Origin of the sequence: Flavobacterium sp. ACN2, from assembly GCF_002303885.1 — a bacterium.
Lineage (GTDB): Bacteria > Bacteroidota > Bacteroidia > Flavobacteriales > Flavobacteriaceae > Flavobacterium.
In genome coordinates this window covers 1-22259 of sequence record NZ_MRCM01000019.1, presented here as the reverse complement: position 1 = coordinate 22259, position 22259 = coordinate 1, and the positions used below count along the sequence as shown (strand labels likewise).

10 protein-coding genes are annotated in these 22259 nt (G+C 34.2%); all 10 read left to right on the top strand.

What is annotated here, in order from left to right:
- The first annotated feature begins 6 nt into the window (after positions 1–6).
- On the top strand, positions 7–1998 hold the full coding sequence (locus BSF41_RS19905; protein ID WP_095931254.1) for a glycoside hydrolase family 2 protein: 1992 nt from the start codon (positions 7–9) through the stop codon (positions 1996–1998).
- A gap of 204 nt (positions 1999–2202) precedes the next feature.
- Entirely contained in the window at positions 2203–4464 is a 2262-nt protein-coding gene (locus BSF41_RS19900; protein WP_095931253.1) for a GH92 family glycosyl hydrolase, read from the top strand.
- A gap of 93 nt (positions 4465–4557) precedes the next feature.
- On the top strand, positions 4558–6837 hold the full coding sequence (locus BSF41_RS19895; RefSeq protein ID WP_095931252.1) for a GH92 family glycosyl hydrolase: 2280 nt from the start codon (positions 4558–4560) through the stop codon (positions 6835–6837).
- A gap of 6 nt (positions 6838–6843) precedes the next feature.
- Positions 6844–8307 carry a glycoside hydrolase family 125 protein gene (locus BSF41_RS19890; RefSeq protein WP_095931251.1) on the top strand — a complete coding sequence of 488 codons (1464 nt, stop codon included), beginning with the start codon at positions 6844–6846 and terminating at the stop codon, positions 8305–8307.
- A gap of 22 nt (positions 8308–8329) precedes the next feature.
- Complete coding sequence (locus BSF41_RS19885; protein ID WP_095931250.1) at positions 8330–9229, top strand: ROK family protein; 900 nt, start codon at positions 8330–8332, stop codon at positions 9227–9229.
- A gap of 836 nt (positions 9230–10065) precedes the next feature.
- Positions 10066–10830 (top strand): hypothetical protein, encoded by a 765-nt coding sequence (locus BSF41_RS19875; RefSeq protein ID WP_141248165.1) that lies wholly within the window; start codon positions 10066–10068, stop codon positions 10828–10830.
- An 80-nt stretch (positions 10831–10910) separates the two neighbouring features.
- Positions 10911–12977, top strand: coding sequence for a fibronectin type III domain-containing protein (locus BSF41_RS19870; RefSeq protein WP_141248164.1), 2067 nt, complete (start codon positions 10911–10913; stop codon positions 12975–12977).
- Positions 12978–12981: 4 nt separating this feature from the next.
- Complete coding sequence (locus BSF41_RS19865) at positions 12982–18249, top strand: T9SS type A sorting domain-containing protein (protein WP_095931246.1); 5268 nt, start codon at positions 12982–12984, stop codon at positions 18247–18249.
- A gap of 2 nt (positions 18250–18251) precedes the next feature.
- Positions 18252–21818 (top strand): fibronectin type III domain-containing protein, encoded by a 3567-nt coding sequence (locus tag BSF41_RS19860; RefSeq protein WP_095931245.1) that lies wholly within the window; start codon positions 18252–18254, stop codon positions 21816–21818.
- A 1-nt stretch (position 21819) separates the two neighbouring features.
- Positions 21820–22259: hypothetical protein (locus BSF41_RS19855; RefSeq protein WP_141248163.1), on the top strand; the 440-nt coding region annotated here is incomplete at its 3' end.

Genomic DNA, 22259 nt, shown 5'->3' with positions numbered 1-22259 from the left:
CATAAAATGAATTATCAAAAAAAACTTCACTGTTTCGTTTGCCTATTTTGGGTAGGTTTTACATCAATTGCCTTTGCACAGCAGATTGATTTAAAAAACAATTGGACCTACCGTGAAGAGAAAACGCAAAAATGGTACCCAGCGACTGTTCCTGGAGAAATTCACACCGATTTGCTAAACAGCAAATTAATACCAGATCCGTTTTACAGAGATAATGAAGAAAAACTGCAATGGATAGAACGCAAGAATTGGGAATACAAAACCACTTTTCAGGTTACAGCAAATATGCTGAAAAAGAAAAATACAGATTTAGTTTTTGACGGGTTAGATACTTATGCATCTGTTTATGTAAACAATCAGCTGGTTTTAAAAGCCGATAATATGTTTCGTCAATGGCGTGTTGAGGTTAAAAAAGTCTTGAAATCAGGAAATAATGATTTGAGAATCGTATTTCAATCGGCACAAAATGTGGTTGACTCGCTGGCAAAAAAAGATTATCCATTTGTAATTCCAGACAATCCGCGTGCCTATGTACGTAAAGCACAATACCATTTTGGTTGGGATTGGGGGCCAAAATTTACAACCTGTGGAATATGGAAAACACCAAGATTAGAATCTTATGACAAAAAAAATCCCGAGAAACCTTATGTTTTAAATCGAAAGATTGAATTAATACAAGAGCCAGATAGCTTGGGTAGATCTTTCTATTTTAAAATTGATGGAAAACCTGTTTATATGAAAGGAGCCAATTACATTCCATCAGATGCTTTTCTTTCTAGAGTAGATAAAAAAGAATATGAAAAAATAGTTTTATCTGCCAAAGAAGCCAATATGAATATGCTTCGCGTTTGGGGCGGTGGTATTTACGAAGATGATTATTTCTACGATTTATGCGATAAATACGGAATAAATGTCTGGCAGGATTTTATGTTCGCGGGCACAATGGTTCCTGGAGACGATGCTTTTTTTGATAATGTAAAAAAAGAAGTTCAGTATCAGGTTAAGAGGCTGCGTCATCATCCAAGCATCGTTTTATGGTGCGGAAACAACGAATCCGATGAGGCTTTTAAAAATTGGGGCTGGATGAAAAGTTTCAAAATTTCAAAACAAGATTCAATCCGTTTGTGGAAAGATTATAGGCGTTTATTTCATGACAGTATTCCGAAATGGGTAAAAGAAGTCGATGATAAACGTCCGTATTTAAGTTCTTCGCCTTTACACCATTGGTCAAAAGCAAAAAGTGTAACTGAAGGAGACAGCCACTATTGGGGAATTTGGTGGGGATTGGAAGATATCGAAGCCGTTCAGAAAAAAACAGGACGTTTTGTGAGCGAATACGGAATGCTGTCTTTACCGAATTATACTTCAGTTGAAAGTTTTACTTCTCCAGAAGACCGCCACTTATATTCAGATATACTAAAAGTACATTTAAAGGCCGGCAAAGGTTTTGAGAAATTAGATACCTATTTAGGTAAATATTTCATCGATGCCTCTAAAATTAAAAAGATGAATCTAGAAAATTATGCCTACTTGAGCCAATGTCTGCATTATTATGCAATCAAAAATATTGTCGGAATTCATCGCTCGAAAGCGCCTTATAACATGGGAACTCTAGTCTGGCAATTAAACGATTGTTGGCCTGTAGCAAGCTGGAGTATTACCGATTATATTAACCGACAGCCAAAAGCAGCTTGGTACGCCATAAAAGAAGCATACAGAGACGACATTAAACCAGAAACCGATTTTACACATCCGAAAGATCTAGCATTAGAAGACCCAAAAATAAGCTGGAAGATAAAAGGAAATAGCGTAATTGTAAAAGCTCAGAAAATGGCAAAATACATTTGCATTTCCATGAAAGGGTATAATGGAAAATGGAGCGATAATTATTTTGATCTAAAGGCAGGAGAAGAAAAAACAATTTCGTTTGAAGGGAAAATAACAAAACCTGAGATTAAGATTTATTCTTTGTTTGAGGTTTTAAAGAGGTACGAGTAGAGTTTCAAAGTAACAAAGATACAAAGGGACAAAGGTTTTTCGTAGAGACGCACCGCAGTGCGTCTGCTTATGAAAATTACGGTTCATTTTTTATCATAATGTTCTATAAATTGACCGTAGAGATGCAATGCGTCTAACACACAGAAATTAAAAAATATTTGCGTCAATCATTTTAAACAATGCGCAATCGAAAAATAAAAATATATGAGAATACTATTTAGCGGTTTTTTGGCTTTAGGCTTACTTTTTGCCAATCCGATAATTTCACAGCAAAAAAAGACAAAACAAACCGATACAAATTATACGCAATATGTCGATCCGCTTATTGGTTCGGCAGGGCATGGCCACGTATTTGTAGGCGCAAATGTTCCTTTTGGAGCGGTGCAGTTGGGACCTGTAAATATTTTTGAAGGATGGGATTGGTGCAGCGGTTACAACTATGCCAGCAATACCATTTTAGGTTTTACACATACGCATCTAAGCGGAACTGGAATTGGAGATTTAAATGATATTTTGGTGCTTCCTGTCAGCGGAAAAGTTGGTTTGACCAAAGGAACAAAAGAAGATATGGTAAACGGTTACGGTTCGTATTTCTCTCATAAAAACGAAGTGGTAAAACCAGGATATTACAGCGTTTTATTGGATAAATATAAAATCAAAGCCGAATTAACGGCCAGTGAAAGAGTTGGTTTTCATAAATACACTTTTGAGAACACAGACGATTCACACATTTTAATCGATCTTGCTGACGGAATTGGCTGGGACAGACCGGTAAAAACTTTCATTAAAAAAATTAGCGAAACCAAAATAGAAGGTTACCGTTATTCGACAGGATGGGCGGCAGACCAGCGCATTTATTTTGCAATGGAATTCTCTGAGCCGATCACAAATATGATGGTTTATGACAGTACCGCTGTGGTTAAAGGAACAGAAGGCGAGGGCTTAAAAATAAAAGCGGTTTTAGATTTTAAAGCCTTAAAAAGCAAACAAATTCTGGTAAAAGTTGGGATTTCTCCAGTTAGTACAGAAAATGCATCTGCTAATATAAAAGCAGAAATTCCGAATTGGGATTTTGAAGATGTCGTAAAATTAGCAGATTCAAAATGGAACAAAGAGCTTAATAAAGTTCAGATAAAAGCAGATGAAAAAACAATGAAAGTTTTCTATACTTCATTGTATCACACCATGTTTGCGCCTTCCATTTTTAATGATGTGAATGGAGATTATCTAGGAACTGATAAAAAGGTTTACGAAAAAGCCAATTTTACCAATTACACTACTTTTTCACTTTGGGATACTTACCGCGGATTACATCCATTATACACTATTACTCAGCCTGAAAAAATCAATGATATTGTAAAATCATTTTTAGCGATTTATCAGCAACAAGGTAGATTGCCCGTTTGGCATTTAATGGGCAACGAAACCAATACTATGAACGGAAACCATTCCATAGCCGTTATCGTTGATGCTTACTTAAAAGGATATCGTGATTATGATGTCAATTTAGCCTACGAAGCCATCAAAAAAACGGCAATGCAAACCCGTGACGGAATGGATTATGTTCAAAAACTAGAATATATTCCTGCAGATAAATTATTGGAATCTGTTGGAAATGCTTTAGAATATGCAATCGATGATTACTGCATCGCTTTGATGGCAAAATCTTTAAACAAAACAGACGATTATAATTATTTTACCAAAAGAGCCAATTTATACAAACAGTATTTTGATAAAGAAACCACTTTTATGCGTGGTAAATTAACAAACGGAAATTGGAGAACGCCATTTAATCCGCTTTCTTCGGCGCATCGCAAAGACGATTATGTAGAGGGAAATGCATGGCAGTATACTTGGCTGGTTCCTCAAGATCCGTACGGTTTAATTGATTTATTTGGTAGCGAAGATAAATTTATCGCAAAATTGGATTCACTTTTCCTGCTTACTGATAAAGTAGAAGGAGAGGATGTTTCGCCAGACATTAGCGGTTTAATAGGGCAGTACGCTCATGGAAACGAGCCAAATCATCATATTCCGTATTTGTATGCTTATGTAGGGCAGCCTTGGAAAACAGCAAAATTAATTCGAGAAATCGACGATAAATTCTACTCAACAAAACCAGACGGATTATGCGGTAATGAAGATTTAGGGCAGATGTCGGCTTGGTACATTTTGTCTTCTATGGGATTCTATTCAGTAAATCCTGCAAATGGAATTTATGTTCTGGGAAGTCCGTTGGTAAATTCAGCCGTTATCCATCATAAAAAAGACATTTCGTTTACGATAAATGCGGTTAATAACAGCGCTTCAAACATCTATATCCAAAAAGTAGAATATAACGGAAAACCTTATACAAAATCATACATCACACAAGAAATGATTGTAAAAGGAGGAGAGCTGAAATTATATATGGGAAGCAAACCGTCAATGACATTTGGAGTTAAGAAAGAAGATAGACCGTTGTAGTTAAAAGGTAAAATGTGAGATGTAAAATGCAAAAAGTAATTGGACATATCACATTTCACATTTCACACTTCACATTTGACAAATCACAAGAATATGAAAATAAAAAGTTTAATTTTTTTTGGATTAATACACTGCTGCATTTCTATAAATGCGCAAGTTAAAGAGCCAGTAGAATATGTAAATCCGTTAATGGGAACGCAGTCTTTGCATAATCTTTCTAACGGGAATACGTATCCCGCAATCTGCAGACCATGGGGAATGAATTTCTGGACGCCACAAACCGGAAAAATGGGCGACGGATGGGCATACACTTATACTGCAGAAAAAATCAGAGGGTTTAAGCAGACGCATCAGCCGTCACCTTGGATGAACGATTACGGTCAGTTTTCGATTATGCCAGTTACTGGTAAATTGGCTTTCGCCGAAGACGAGCGCGCGAGCTGGTTCAGCCATAAAGCGGAGGTTTCAAAACCATATTATTACAGTGTTTATTTGGCTGATCATGATGTGACAACCGAAATTACGACAACAGAAAGAGCTGCGCATTTTCAGATTACATTTCCAGAAAACGAAAAATCTTCTATTGTAATCGATGCTTTTGATAAAGGTTCTTATATCAAAATAATCCCTTTAGAAAATAAAATAATCGGCTATACAACGCGAAACAGCGGGGGAGTGCCTCAAAATTTCAAGAACTATTTTGTTCTCGTATTTGATAAAAAGTTCTTAACCAATTCAACTTGGATTGATAAAGTTTTGACTGCTGATAAATTAGAAGCAGAAGGAAATCATGTAGGCGCAGTTATCGGGTTTCAAACCAAAAAAGGAGAAAAAGTAAATGTTAGAGTGGCATCCTCTTTTATAAGTCCAGAACAAGCAGAGCTGAATCTGAAAAACGAATTAGGCACAGCAACTTTTGAAGAAACAGTTACGCAATCTAAAGCAGAATGGAATAAAGTTCTAGGAAAAATTGCTGTGGAAGACAACAATATAGATCAGTTAAGGACTTTTTATTCTTGTTTGTACCGTACAGTCTGTTTTCCTCAAAAACAATATGAAATTGATAAAGACGGAAAAATTGTGCACTATAGTCCGTACAACGGAAAAGTCCTTTCAGGTTACATGTACGCAGGAACTGGATTTTGGGATACTTTCCGTGCTTTATACCCTTTGTTAAATCTGGTTTATCCTTCTATAAATAAAGAAATGCAGGAAGGATTGATCAATGATTATAAAGAAGGCGGATTTCTGCCAGAATGGTCAAGCCCAGGATTTAGAAACGTAATGGTCGGAAATAATTCTGCTTCTGTAGTTTCTGATGCTTATATGAAAGGATTACGCGGTTATGACATCAATACTTTGTACGAAGCTTTATTGCATGGAGCCAATAATGAAGGGCCTCTGGAAGCTGTTGGTAGAAAAGGAGTTCAGTACTACAATACTTTAGGATATGTTCCGTATGATGTGAAAATCAATGAAAATGCAGCCAGAACGCTTGAATATGCTTACGATGATTTTACAATCTGGAAACTGGCAAAAGCATTAAATCGCCCGAAAAAAGAAATCAGTCTGTATGAAAAACGAATGCTGAATTACAAAAAACTCTACAATCCAGAAATAGGATTAATGAGCGGACGAAATAAAGACGGCAGTTTTCCAGCCAATTTTAATCCGTTTAAATGGGGAGATGCTTTTACCGAAGGAAACAGCTGGCATTATAGCTGGAGTGTTTTTCACGACATTCAGGGTTTGATTGATTTGATGGGCGGAGAGAAAAATTTCACAGCAAAATTAGACGCTGTATTTACCACACCTCCAATTTTTGATGACAGTTATTATGGTGCTGTTATTCATGAAATCCGCGAAATGCAGATTATGAATATGGGGCAATACGCGCACGGAAACCAGCCAATTCAGCACATGATTTATCTGTACAATTATGCCGGTGAACCTTGGAAAACACAATATTGGTCAAGAGAAATCATGGATCGTTTGTACAAACCAACTCCAGACGGTTATTGTGGAGATGAAGACAACGGACAAACTTCTGCTTGGTATATTTTCTCAGCCATGGGATTCTATCCGGTTTGCCCAGGAACAGAAGAATATGTTTTGGGAGCGCCTCTGTTTAAGAAAGCCACTTTGCAGTTAGAAAACGGAAAACAGCTTATTATCAATGCGCCTAATAATTCAGAAACCAACAAATATGTAAACGAATTAAAATGGAATAATGCTCTTCATACTAAAAATTACATCAATCATTTTGATGTATTGAAAGGAGGCGAATTAAATTTTGATATGACAAGTTCTCCTAATTTTAAAAGAGGCACAACAAAGGAATCATTCCCATATTCTTATTCAACTTCAAAATAAAAATATATGCAGTCACGTAGAAAATTTATAAGAAATGCAGGCATTTTTTCAGCAGGATTACTGGCACTTCAAACAGAAGCTTTCGGATTTAATTCAGATACTTTTCCCTTTCCGCTAAAAGATTTTGTTTCTAAAAGACCTCCTGTTGCGGAAAGAAAATTTACGAGTAAAGCAATTGAAGCCGCTATCGTACGTATTAAAAAACAAATCGGCAATCCTGAATTGGCATGGATATTCGAAAACTGTTTCCCTAACACATTAGATACTACAGTCGATTTTGAAATTATTGACGGCAAACCAGATACGTATGTAATTACAGGAGATATTGATGCCATGTGGCTTAGAGACAGTACGGCGCAGATTTGGCCTTATATTCCGTTTGTAAAAGAAGATCCGAAACTAGCAGAACTGGTAAAAGGTGTAATTAATCGTCAAGCGAAATGTATTCTGCTGGATCCGTATGCGAATGCTTTTTATAAAGATTTTACGAAGGAAAGCGAATGGAAAAATGACCTTACTAAAATGCAGCCCGGAATTCACGAAAGAAAATGGGAAATTGACAGTTTGTGTTATCCGGTTCGATTAGCACACGGATATTGGAAGGAAACAGGAGACATCAGTTTATTTGATGCCAAATGGAAAGAAGCCATGCTTTTAATTCTTCAGACTTTTAAAGAACAGCAGCGAATGGATGGCAAAGGCGGACCGTATAGTTTTCAGCGTCAGACGGCTTGGGCTACAGATGGAGTTCCGTTAGGCGGTTATGGCTATCCTGTAAAACCTTGCGGATTGATTGTTTCGACTTTCAGACCAAGCGACGATTCTACTTTATTCGGTTATCTGATTCCGAGTAATATGTTTGCTATTGAAATATTGGGCTATCTGATTGAAATTTTCTCTCTTCCAGCTTTAAAAGACAATGATTTGGTTGCGAAAGCCACAAAACTGAGAGATGAGGTTCAAAAAGGACTTAATGAACACGGAATTATCAATCACCCGAAATTCGGAAAAATTATAGCTTTTGAAGTAAACGGATACGGCAGTTTCCACATGATGGATGATGCTAATGTGCCGTCTTTATTATCATTGCCGTATTTAGGCGCTATCGCTCCAAATGATCCTTTATATCTAAATACACGAAAAGTGGTGCTGTCTGAGAATAATCCGTTTTTCTATAAAGGAAAAGCGGGCGAAGGTATTGGCGGTCCGCATACAGGAGTAGATACGATCTGGCCTATGAGTATTGTTTTGAGAGCCATTACAAGTGTAGACGAAAAAGAAATAAAAGCCTGTATAAGTAATTTGATTAAAACAAACGCTGATACAGGATTTATGCACGAATCATTTCATAAAGACGATGTAACCAAATTTACCCGTAAATGGTTTGCTTGGGCGAATACATTATTTGGCGAAATGATTGTACATACCAGTATTCATTATCCTCAAATTTTAAAAGACAAAAATATCTAGTACTAAAGCTAAATAATTAAAAATGAATACATCACACGCCATTGGGCTGGATATAGGAGGAACGCATATTACAGCTGCGGTTATTGATAAAGCAGAAATGAAAGTTCTTGACTTTTCGCTTTGTAAAGAATCTTTCGATTCAAATATGCCAGCAGATCAGGTTATGAGCATTTGGAAAAAAGTAATCAGCACCGCAATAGAAAATTCTAAGATTAAAGATATTACAGGAATTGCAATTTGCATGCCTGGACCTTTTGATTATAAAAACGGAATTTGCTGGATTAAAGATCAGTCGAAATACGAACATTTTTACGGATTAAACATTCGAGAATTGCTTTTGGAAACTCTAGATTTTCCTGCAGATTTTCCAGTTCTTTTTGAAAATGACGCTGTTTGTTTTGGAAAAGGAGAAGTTTTTAAACAGCAGGAAAATCTTTCTAAAAAAGTAATGGCCGTAACATTAGGAACAGGATTGGGAGCTTGTTTCATTGATAAAGGAACATCAATCAGTTCAGGAAGTTCTGTTCCCACTGATGGCGAAATATACAATCTGTCTTATAAAGATGGAATTGCAGAAGATTATGTTTCAGTTAGAGGTCTTTTATCACATTACAAATCTTTAAGCGGTAGCGATCTTAATAATGGTTTAGAACTTTATAATTTAGCGAAAAATGGAGATCAGAAGGCTATTCAGGTATTTGAAAGAATGGGAGAGGATTTAGCAACAGTTGCAATTCCGTGGATTACCAACTTTACAGCAGATCATATTATTATTGGCGGAAAAATTGCCAATGCAAGCGATTTGTTTTTGTCTTCATTTAACAAAACAATTCAGGAATCTGGTTCTGAAATTCAAGTTTCCATTTCAAATGACAACGAAGTGGCAGCATTATTAGGAGCCGTCAGTTTCCTTTGTGATTAAAAACAAGTTATGTCGTCTGATAATATTCTTAAATTAAACACAATAAAAAAGCCTTTAAACATTTATGTTCAAAGGCTTTTTACTTATTTAGTTTCTTTTGAAACTTCATCTGGCAGAGGAAGAGGTACCGCTGATTTTATGTCAATTCCAATAAATAAAAGGATTGCGATATATTATTTAAGTAAGGGTCACCTATAGGGTCACTTAACTTTCAACTTATTAAATCATTATGATGTAAAGATAGGGAATATCTATTTAAATAAATGATTTTGAAATGCTTTAATTAATTATCAAATGTCTAATAAGCAGGCTTATAGTAGATTGATTATTGGGTTTAAATGTGTTAAAGACGTGTATCTATTATATGAGTTGGTTATTTGTTGTTTTTTTTAATTGGCAAAATTATATGTGAATAAGAAATAATTGCAAGTAAGAGATATTAATTAAGGCTTCAATTTTTACTATCTTAAAATTTGGAAGGCAGAACTCACCTTATAAGTTCTTTTAGTAGAATATTTTCCTATTTATAATACAATTTGTCCATAATGTTTTTGCAAGGTAATATTCCAGAAGAAGCTTTTAGAGGTAAATGCATATCTGTTAACAACTATAAAAACTCATTTAGAATTTTATTCTTAGAATTTTTATTTGTAAGTAATATATTGAATTTTACTTGTTGTTATAAGAGGAGTTGAGTGATGAGTTTAGTAAATTAGGTTTCTCTTGAGTTTTAATTAAATTGTAAAAAAAGTCTTATAATGATATTTATATGGCTTATTCTGGACTAATTATAGTGTTAAAATTCATTTTTTTGTTTATTAATTTAAATGAAAACTATGAAGAAATTACTTTACTTATTCGTCGCTAGTTTATTAGCCTTCACCTCTTGCTCAAAAGATGATAATAATTCATCAGATCCGGCTTCTTCCATTTTAGTAAAAAAAATAATTGATATAGATATTGACGGAAGTTCTTCAACTAGAAATTATGAGTATAATGGAAATAAAATTGTTAGTATGACAGAAGATGGATTACTGTCTAAGTATACTTATACAGGAGATTTTATTACAAAGATTGAAGAAATTGACGCTTCAGGCAAACTTGATTTAACAACTGAGTATAGTTATACTAATGGAAAACTAGCTACTAGTGTTGAAAAAAATACTAATTCTAAATTCTACTATAAAACTAAATACACACATAATACTGATGGAACTGTTACTTATGACCAGTTTAGAGGTACTGTTGCAACAGGTGCGGAAGAAGAATATGGAGCTGCTGGAAAGTACACATTTAAAGATGGTAATTTTGTAAAACTTGAAGTTTCTTACTATGGTTCTGAAAGTTTATATATATATGAGTATGATACTAAAAATTATCCTTTCAAAAATGTTACCGGTCTGAGTTTGTTATTAGATGATGAAACAACAGCTAATAATGTGGTTAAAATAACTGGTACTTCAGGAACAGGAGATATTATTCGTACAAGTATAATAACCTATAGTTATAAATACGATACAAACAATTATCCAACTGAAAAGGTAGAGAGGTATCAAAGTGGTAGTTCAATTTCAACACAAACTACTCAATACACTTATTAAATATAACTCATAATTAAAAAAAATCAAATGCCTCGTTTTTAATGGGGTATTTGATTTTTTTGATATAGTAACAATGCACAATGGCAAGAAAAATACTTCTTTTTTTATTTTTATTATTTATATCATTATCATACTCTCAAGCTAAGCGTCCGACAGTCATGGTCAATGCGAGAGCCCAAAAAGATAAAATCTTGCTTCGCTGGGCGATCAATTCTCCTATAGAATGGCAGAAAGCAAATAATAAAGGATTCGTAATAACAAGAACTACGGTATTGCGAGATGGTATAATTTTAGCCAAACTTGAAAAAATACTCCTTACGCCAAAAGCATTAGTTCCAGAACCATTAGATTCATGGTTAGATATGGTGCAAAAAGACAATAACGCGGCTATTATAGCGCAATCGATATATGGTGAAAGTTTTGAAGTAACAGGAGCAAAAGAGGGAGAACTATCTAAAATTGTAAGTATGGCAGATGAGCTTGATCAACGTTTTACATTTGCTTTGTATGCAGCTGATATGAGTTTTGAAGGTGCTTTAAAAGCAGGCTGGGGGTTTGTTGATACCAATGTGAAAAAGAATGAAGTATATGCTTATCAGGTAAGTGTATTTGAAACTCCAAAAGTAAAAGAATCATCATATGTTATTGGTCTAAAAGATTATACAGCTTTACCAGCACCAACAGATTTTATTGCTATCCCTGATGATAAAAAAGTAATGCTTTCTTGGGATTACGAAACCTTCAAAAGAATTTATACCTCTTTTATGGTTGAAAAATCTTCTGACGGAATAAATTACACACCAATATCAAATACAGCTCTTGTCAATTTAAATGATAAGGAAGATCATCCGTCAAAAAACATGTATTATGTGGATACACTTAGTGTCAACGATAAAATGTATCACTACAGATTGTATGGTATAACCTCATTTGGAGAAAAAGGTGAAATGACAAAACCAATTACTGCCACTGGAATAGCAGCGATTGTTACTTCAGCTAGATTAATTGATTATAATATTATTAACTCAAATGAAGTGAATCTCGAATGGGATTATCCCAAAGAATCAGAAAGTTTTATTCAAGGGTACGAAATAAATTTGGCAGATAACGATAAAGGCCCTTACAAAGTTGTTTCTAAAATAATCCCTCCATCAGAGCGAAAACTAAATTATAAAGAAAATTTATTTCCATCCAATTATTTTACCATATCTGTTGTAGGTAAAAATAATCAGCGATTAACTTCTCAAAGTATGCTGGTGCAACCAGTAGATTCTATTCCGCCCGCAAAACCAATTGGGTTAGAAGGTGTAATTGATAGTCTTGGAACGGTAAAATTAAAATGGAAGCCAAATCAGGAAAAAGATTTACGCGGCTACCGCATATTAAAGGCAAATAACCCAGACGAGGAATTTGTAGATATTTATCATAAATCTTATGAAGGTACGACTTTTAAAGACAGCGTGAGCCTGAAAATGACAAACAGCAAAGTTTATTACAGAATTGCTGCCGAAGATATGCGCTTTAATATTTCTGAACCATCTGATATATTGGTTTTAGATAAACCGGATAAAATTCCGCCGGCTGCGCCAATTTTTAAAGATTACGATAACAAGAACGGCAAAGTATATTTAAAATGGATACGTAGTTATAGCGAGGATGTTATAGGTTATAGTTTAAGACGAAGAGAAAAAGGACAGGAAAAGTGGCTGGAAATTAAACAAATTAACGACACGATTCAGGAGTTTATTGATGATAGGGTAGATAACAAAAAAACGTACCAATATGCTATTCAAGCTAAAGACAGAAGTAATCTTTGGTCATCATTAGATCACTCAATCATAACCGTACAGATTTTAGATTTTACTCCAATAAAAATAATTTCATTTTTACAAGGAGTGCCCGATCGCGAAAACAAAAAAATAACCATAACATGGGATTATAGTAAAACCAAAGTTAAGGTTACCTGCTTAAGTGTTTACAAAAATATAAAAGGAAATCCTCCAACCTTATGGAGAGAACTAAATGGTGATGTTTTTACTCTGGAAGATAAAAATTTAAAAATAAACCTGGAATATGAATATCACTTAGTTCCAAGTTTACAAAGTAACAGCCCTGCAAAAGAAGAAGTTATAACCGTTGTTTATTAAGCATATGAAGAAGATTTACTTATTGGTTTTTTTATTAGTTTCAGGATTTGGGTTTGCTCAGGTAAATTTAACTGGCGACGCTAAATATAATTTAAATATTATAGGTTATCAAGATAGGGACAATAATGCATGTGGTGATATTGATGGACTTAAACATATAAAAGCTACTAGATTAGATGGAACATCTTTTTTTATATTTGAAGGAAGAATGATTTATTCTGATCTAAATTTTGAACAAACTTACACTAAGAGTAATCCAATTGTAAATTTAGAGTTTTTTAAAATAGTTAGATGGGAAACTGGTTTTGGTTCTTGTAATGGTGGACCGAATAATAATTATGATCAAGTAAAAATTAATAATAAATGTTTTTCTTCATATCAAGCTGATGCAGGCAGTGAATTGCTACAGTTAACAATTACTTCCAAACCTTATATTAAAATTAATAACTCATCAGATCCTTTATATTTGGCAGATTCAGAAAATATAAAAATTGTTTTGCCTGATAATTTAGATTCGAACCATTATAATTGGAAATATCAAGTAGGAGGGGGAGCAGAAAAAGACATACCAGCTACTTATAACAATCAAGCAATTTTAAACATTAAAGGTGAGGATTTTTTAACAGAAGCTGATTTTGGGAAAACGGTTTCTATTTGGGTAAACATGGATTGCAATGCAGGTAATGAATTAGCATTGGGGTATAAAAGGAGAGAAGCTTATAAAAATGCAGTTGCATATGCGACTCAAAAACGAGACTTATGCAGTAAGGTATGTTATAATATAAAAGATGTGATTACTAAGCTTCATTGTCTCAACCAGTGTTCAATTAACTATACTAAGGATGTTAATGATGCTAATAAAGTTGGAGATATAAGCCCTGAATTTATAGCTCAGTATCAAAGCAACAATTCCAACGCTATCTCTTTTACATACTTAAAATCGGCTCCTAATGTTACATCTTATAAAGCTTCAGATGCCAAGTGTTATGACGGTGAGGATAGTTCTCTTCAAATTAAATTTGACAGACCTTTATCTTTATTTTCAAATGAAAAATTAAACGTTACCCTGACCAATAAAGATAAAGGCGATGAGATTAAAAATTATATCGATATTGTTTTAAAAGAAGATGATTCCTTTGAAATTTTAAATTTACAGCCGGGAAAATATTATTTGCAACTTAATGGATTTTATGATACTGCGGTACTGTACTCTTCCACAATAACACACCCACTGGAGTTTGAGATAAAAAAAACACAGCCACTAGATTTCACCCTAACCAGCTCTAATATTTTATGTTATGGTGCACAAAATGGCTTAATTACAATCACCCCAACCGGAGGAACCCGAAATGTATTAGGTAATGATTCTTATTCAGTAGACAATGGAGCCAGCTGGATATCTTTTCCAAATAATAAGCCTCATACAATAAAAGGTCTAACACCTGGTATATACAAAATAAAAGTAAAAGATATGAATGGCTGTATTGCCAGAATTCAAACTGTAGTTGAAGGAAAAATTGAACTGGGAGAAGAAAAAATTATCGAAGCAACCATCTCAGAACCATTATCACCATTAGCCCTAAATTATACTTTTAAACAAAATCCAACTTTTAGTGGAGCTTTCAATGGTAAAATTACTGCCTCTATAAGCGGCGGTACAATAAAAGACGACAAAAAATACGACTATAAGTGGGTAAAAACAACTGGAGAAGAACTTACAGGAACTACCCAATATAATGCGGCTGATAAAACCTTTACAATTTCATTAGAGAATGCTCCCGCTGGAGAATATAAATTGACAGTAACAGATAAAAATTATGAAGCAGCAATCAATAAAACGAATTGTTCTATTATAGAGTCTTCTCAAATTTTAACTCAGCCAGAACCCATTGTAATAACCTTAGTAGAAACCCAATCTATTTCTTGTAACACAGAAAATGCTGATACAGAATTAGATAAATTCTTAGACGGTATTTTAACGGCTACAGTTGTGGGAGGAACTCCTCCTTATCAATATGTTTGGTCAAAATTAAATTCCAATACAAATGTTTGGGATGCTTTAGACGATCAGACTTCAAACACAGCTCAAAATCTTTCAAAAGGAAATTACGCAGTAAATGTTATAGATGCCAATAATATAGAGCAGGGAACTTACAATATGACAGCTTTAGTTACCTCAATTCCTACAACGAAAGAAATTGCAGAGCCTGTAAAACTAAATTTACTATTTGACTCAATTAATGTTTCCTGTCATGAAGGTAATAACGGCTGGGCAAAAGCAAATGTAACTGGAGGAACAGCTCCATATACTTATACATGGTACAATGTTAAGGATGGAATTATAAACAAAAATGAAATATCACAATTAATAGCAGGAGAATATTTTGTTGAAATTACAGATGAAAAAGGCTGTTTTATAAAAGGAAGTATTGTAATAAAAGAGCCTCAATCTGCTGTATTAATTGATTATAAGGAAATTACGGCACCTACTTTTGCAGGAGCAACAAATGGAAAAATTGTTGCTGAGATCACAGGGGGAACACCTAACAATGATAGCACTTATTTTTATGAATGGAAAAATTCGGCAGGAAATGTTCAAACCGCAACTGCTGAAATAAAAGACGGGATTTATACCATTATCTTAAACGGTATTCCAGCCGATAAGTATTTACTAACGATAAAAGACAAAAACTATAATGAAGGAGAGAATCAGATTATTAATTGTTCAGTTTTAGAATCAGAAGTAAAGCTAACTGAACCTGATCCTCTAAAAGTTGTTTTTGAAATTGTTCGATCTATTTCATGTAATGTGAATAATGAATTTGGAAATGATAAAGATACAGCTCCAAAAGACGGACAGCGTGACGAATCACAAGATGGTATTTTAACTGCTCATGTTACAGGTGGAACTCCGTTATTATCTTCTGTAAATAATGGTTTGCCCTATTATTTTTATTGGAAAAAACAGCAAGCTGATGGATCTTGGATGCCTTTATCTGATATTACAGGAGAAACCGCCTCAAACCTTTCGCATGGTAATTATGCACTGAACTTAATAGACGGAAATGGAATTGTATTAGGGACTTATTTAAATAATCAGTTAGTACAGGAAATTGATGCAACCCAGTTGATGCAGGAGCCGCCAAAATTAGCAGTAACCATAACCAAAGGTGACGTTTTTTGTAATAACGGAAACGATGGGTGGGCAACAGCAAATGTTACGGGCGGAACACCTCCGTATGATTATAAATGGTCTAATGATATAGAAACGGATAAAAATACTATTCTGAAAGCAGGAGAATATAGGGTATTTATTACAGACGCAAAAGGATGTACAACACAAGAAAGCGTTACGATTACAGAACCAAAAGCGCCTTTGAAAATAAAATATACTGAAGTTTTAAATCCAAGTTTTTACAAAGCAACAAACGGAAGAATCGTAGCAGAAGTTACAGGAGGAACAATTTCTGCTGATAATACCTATTGGTATGAATGGAAAAACAGCAAAGGAATTGTACAGGCAGCTGTTGCCAGTTTTAATAATGATACTTACACAATTTCTTTAAACGGACTTCCGGAAGAAACTTATACACTAAACGTGCATGATGCCAATTATGATGCAGCAACAAATAAATCTAGCTGTAATATTTCAAATTCTGTTATTACTCTAGAAGAACCAGATCCGCTTGAAGTTACTTTCGAGATCGTAAGAACAATTTCTTGTAACGTAAGTAATGAATTTGGAGATGAAACCGATAGTAATCCCCAGGATAATCAAAGAGATGAATCGCAGGACGGAATTTTAACTGCACATGTAAAAGGAGGAATCCAGTTACTGCCAGAAAAAAATAAAGGATTGCCTTATTTCTATACCTGGAAGAAAAAGCAAACCGACGGTTCCTGGAAAATCTGGAATGAAGAAACTGAAACACTCAACAATATTTCAGAAGGAACATACGCCTTGAATATCGAAGATGCGAACGGAATAAAATTAGGCACGTATACCAATAATATTTTAGTAAAAGAGACAGATGCAGTTCAATACGTCGGACAGCCTGCAAAACTAAATTTAGCGCTTACAAAACTCAATGCCAGCTGTAACAATGGAGATGACGGCTGGGCAGAAGCACATGTCTCGGGAGGAACGGCGCCTTATACATACGAGTGGACCAATGGAGAAACAGCCTCAAAAATAGAAAATATTACTACAAATAATTATTTTGTACTGGTTACAGACGCAAAAGGATGTGTAGTGCAGGGAAGCATTTTTGTTGGGGATCCTAAAGGAATTTTTACGACTGAAACAGTAAAAAATCCAACGTGCTATAGTGGCAATGACGGCGCAATACAACTGAATGTTACGGGAGGAAATTTGCCTTATACTTATTTATGGAATACAGGCGCGACTACCAAAGATTTAAATAATCTTACGGCAGGTAATTATGAGGTAACCATTAGCTGTCCAGACTGCTGCGTGTATAAAAAGAGATTTGTTTTAAAAGATCCAAACCCAATTATAGTCGATTTAGGAAAAGACAGAACCTTGTGTAAGGATCAGGTTTTAGATCTTGATGCAACGATTGCAGATCAAAATGCCCAATACAGCTGGACGTCTACAAATGGCTTTACCTCAAACCAGGCAAAAGTTAGTGTAGCCAAAGCAGGAACGTATCGTGTAAAAGTAACATCAGCCCTTGGATGTATTGGCGAAGATGAAATCGTAATAAAAACAAGTCAGGCAATTATTAGTTCTGAATTCTTATTAAGTTCTCAGGCCTATCTGGACGAAGAAGTTATTCTCGTTAATACCAGTGATCCTTTTGGCGAAAGTACAAAATGGATAATTCCGGAAGGAGTAAAAACGGTCGAGCAAAAAGAAAAATACATTACACTTAAATTTAATGAACTTGGCACTTATACGATAGGATTACAGCAAACGCAAGGAGAATGCTTCGCCGTATACAATAAAAATATTACGGTAGAACAGAGAAGTACATTGCCAAATGCAGGCAGCACGCCAAAATTTATTATAGATTTTATCGTAACACCAAATCCGAGCAGCGGAAACTTTAAAGCCATTATAAATTTAGAGAACAGTAGTGCAGTTAATTTAAGATTATTTTCTACCACAGGAGAATTTACTATGCAGAAAAAAGATTCTGGCAGGAAAAACTACGAAGTAGATTTTAATACTTCGCTGCAATCCGGAATGTACCTTTTGGTATTAGAAACAGAACAGCAGACCCTTGTTAAAAAAATTATCATCTACTAAAAATGAAAAAGCTTTTAAAATATACATTCTTACTTATTCTAATTACCCAATGTTCCCCCTTCGGGGGATGGGGGAATGTCTACGCCCAATTATACCCAGTTCAATTAACTCCAGTTTTTAAAAGTCCGTACAGTGTAAAAATATCTGACTACGCAACTAGTATGGATACCAAATTTCAATTGCTGATAAACCCTACTGATATTACCATATCGCAAAGACAAGTACGCTTAAAATTGTACATACAAGGCAACGGAGTCAATATAAGAAGCAGCGATTATATAACAGGACAAAGACCTATTTTTATAAACGGAGGTGAATTTCAAACCCTGACCAATACTGATATTTCCGCTTTATTCAGATTAGAAAATTTACAAGGGATAACACCATTGCAATACGCCAATCCACTGCCCGACGGAATGTATGATTTTTGTTTCGAAATGTATGATTACATCACCAATCAAAAAATATCCCAAAAAAGCTGTGCCAGTATCTATCTCTTATTAAACGATCCACCCCTTTTAAACACACCGCAAAAAAACGAACAAATCGCGGCAAGTGACTTTCCAAACATAATGTTCACCTGGACACCGCGCCAGATGAACGCAACCAATGTATCGTATAAGTTCGAATTAAAACAGCTTATCGATCCAACACTCGATCCGCAGTTTGCATTTCAAATGTCGCCGCTTTTATACGAAGAAACAGTTTTTAGCACTGCTATGTTGTATAATTTGAGTATGCCAATCCTCACACCAGGAATGCGTTATGCTTGGCGTGTGAGAGCCATATCAACTACAGGGCTTTCAGAGAATGCCATATTTAAAAATGATGGTTACAGCGAAATCTATTCGTTTAAATATACAGCATCCTGTGCAGCGCCTACTTTTTTATTAAGTGAAGCCCAAAGCCCAACCAGCGTTAAAATAACTTGGCAAGGAATCCCCGATCATACCAAATATCAGCTTCAATATAATAAACAGGATGTACGCAACGCACAATGGTTCTCAACCAATAGTTTAAACACACAAAGTTTAATCACCAATCTAGAGCCTGGAGTAACCTATCAGTTTAGAGTAGGTTCAAGTTGTGATCCTGCAACCGAAGGTATTCAGTCGTTTACTTATTCAGCGATTAGCACCTTTACAACGCCTACACAAGCTAATGGAGTTCCTGCTTACAATTGCGGAATTATCCCTAATATTAATATACAAAATCAGAAACCGCTTACCAATTTAATTCAGACCGAAACTTTCACCGCAGGTGATTTCCCTGTAACAGTTTTAGAATTAAAAGGAGAAAATAGTCCTTATTCAGGACGAGGTTATATTATTGTTCCTTATCTCGCAGATACTAAAATTGCGGTTGAGTTTAATAATATTACAATCAATACCGATTATCAATTAATTAACGGTATTGTTGAAACCAGCTATAACCCCGATTGGAAAAATGTTGCCAACGTAGAAGATTTTACAGGCGAAGGAGCAAGCGGAAAAATAAAAGAAGAAGTTCCGTTTGAGATTGATAAAATTGTCGTTGATGCCAATGGTAATATAGTAGTAAATGGTAAAAATGGAGAACAGGTAACAATTCCAGGAGGAAAAGACACTGTAATTACCGATAGTTCAGGAAATATTTATAACGTAGACAAAGACGGAAACGGAAGTAATATACCTACAGAACCTGCAATTGGTGGAAAATCAACACCAGCCAATACAGATGGAGTCGATAAAAATGGTCAGGTAACGGAGTTTACAGCCAAAGGAATCAGTATTGTTTTTTCAAACAATGAAGATTTAAAAAATGGAGCTATAAGTAAATATGCATTTGATGTAATGCCTGATACTAAATCTACGTTTCTAGAAAAGTTATACAAAAAAGCAGGAAATGCGGTGCTGCCTTACAAAGCAGTTATAAACGGAAATTCAGACACCCTTTTAGCAACAGTAAATCTTACTGATACTACTATAAAACTAGACAGTATTGTTTTTAAAACTGAAAGTGGTGGTAAAATTGATTTTGTTCTAAAAGACAAAACCTTCACTTTAACCGTAAAAGGGAAACTAGCTTACGCCGAAGAACAAATATTAGCCACTATCAAACAAGGAGATAAGTGGAAAGTAATTGGCGCTTTTATGATGGTTCATATTTCGCCAAAAGAAGTAAATGTATTATTAGTGCCTTTGAACAAAGAAGCTCAGATTCCGTCAACAGCAGAAAAAGATATTGCAGCTATTTATGAAAAAGTTGGTGTAAAATTGAACATTTCAAGAACTTCAAAAATAGATTATGCTGATGCTGATGGAAAAATAGAAGTTGGTAATAGTGATTTTTTTGATACTTATACGGTGGAAGAAAAAACTATAAATGGGCTTATAAAAAACTCTAATAATTATAAAACAGATACTTATTATTTGGTTTACTCCGATTTACCCGCAAGCAATCCAGATGTACAAGGATTTATGGCTCTTAATGGACAATTTGGTTATGTTTTTTCTAACTCAAGTCCTAAAATAGTTAGCCATGAATTAGGACATGGAATTTTTGGTCTTGAGCATCCATTTACAAATAAAACTGAACAAGGAAAAACAGATTTCTTGATGGATAAAGGGAATGGCGTAAATTTATGGCATAATGACTGGAAACAAATTAATGATCCAAAATTTAAGTTGTATTTGTTTCAAAATGATAAGGAGGGGGAATTATTATCTTCTATTTTAATTGATATCTCGAATTATGAACAAAATGATTATGAACAAAATGATTATGATTATGATGATTTGACACCAGATTCCTATTTTAATTTAGGAAAAGTAGATGTCTTTGGAGGAGGAGATAGAATTGTTATAAAAGATGATACAGGAAGGGTTATTGATTTATTTACTTCTCCAAATTATGATTTTGCAACATGGCAAAAAATTAAAAAACGTTTTTGGATTTACGTACAAGAAAAATCTAACGGTAGCTGGCAGTGGGATGAAACATATCAATCATATACTCAAGGAAATGAGAAGAAAGATAATAACTGGTACGGGGCTGTAGGAACTTTAACAATGATTATCAATCCTAAAAAGATATATTTAAGTTTTGATAAATTTACATTAAATATGATGGGAAGTATTTATATAGGACCAAATAATCCTAAAAAATTAGATGGAACAGATGACTACAGTAAAGAACCTCAAGATTTGACAGATGCAGCAGCAAGAGCACATGATAAGGGATATGATAAGGTTGGGGCAACAGGAATAAATGGCGCTACAAAGGATGTAAGGACTATTGAAGCAGATATTCATTTAGTAAGAGGCTCGAGAAAGATTAAAAAGATGTATGCCGAAAAGTTAATAGATCCTTATACTTTAAACCCGATTTCTAAAGAAACTTTTAAAAGAGCTAAAAATATTGATAATTTATTTACATTACTTGTACGAAGCAAAATTCTTGAAATTGGTAAAGAAATTACACCAGAGAAACAAAGGCTTTTAGATAAATTAGATGATTTTGTAAACATAACAATAGATGATATTATAAATCCAGTAGATATTAAAGGGAAAAAAACAAAATTATATTGATATGAATAAAGTTTTAAAATATTTAATGATAAGTTTTTTAGCTATAGTTATAATTTACAATCTACTAATTTTTGGTTTAGGCTATTTATATTCCCATGGAGCTGGGGGATTGGAAAAAATAGAAGGTTATGAATTTAAAACAACAACAGAAAATTTTGAAAAGGAATTAAAAAGTATTTGTAATAAATCTAAGAATCTATCTTTTAAAGATACTATTGAAAATGAGGGATATGCAAAAATTACAATGAAAATTCAAATTATTGACGGAGATAAAAAAATAAATTATATTGGAAAATTATGGAATATGTCAGATGAAAATCTTAGTTATACAAGTTTTTATTTGTACCATATTGATAATAAAACAAATGATGATTTTAGTTGGTTTTCCATAGAAAAATATAAAAAGATAAAATTATTTGAAAAAGAGATTCTAGAACCAAT

Coding starts and splice junctions, on each gene's coding strand:
- BSF41_RS19895 (WP_095931252.1), top strand. CDS start 4,558: ATGAAAATAAAAAGTTTAATTTTTTTTGGATTAATACACTGCTGCATT.
- BSF41_RS19890 (WP_095931251.1), top strand. CDS start 6,844: ATGCAGTCACGTAGAAAATTTATAAGAAATGCAGGCATTTTTTCAGCA.
- BSF41_RS19870 (WP_141248164.1), top strand. CDS start 10,911: ATGGCAAGAAAAATACTTCTTTTTTTATTTTTATTATTTATATCATTA.
- BSF41_RS19905 (WP_095931254.1), top strand. CDS start 7: ATGAATTATCAAAAAAAACTTCACTGTTTCGTTTGCCTATTTTGGGTA.
- BSF41_RS19860 (WP_095931245.1), top strand. CDS start 18,252: ATGAAAAAGCTTTTAAAATATACATTCTTACTTATTCTAATTACCCAA.
- BSF41_RS19865 (WP_095931246.1), top strand. CDS start 12,982: ATGAAGAAGATTTACTTATTGGTTTTTTTATTAGTTTCAGGATTTGGG.
- BSF41_RS19900 (WP_095931253.1), top strand. CDS start 2,203: ATGAGAATACTATTTAGCGGTTTTTTGGCTTTAGGCTTACTTTTTGCC.
- BSF41_RS19875 (WP_141248165.1), top strand. CDS start 10,066: ATGAAGAAATTACTTTACTTATTCGTCGCTAGTTTATTAGCCTTCACC.
- BSF41_RS19885 (WP_095931250.1), top strand. CDS start 8,330: ATGAATACATCACACGCCATTGGGCTGGATATAGGAGGAACGCATATT.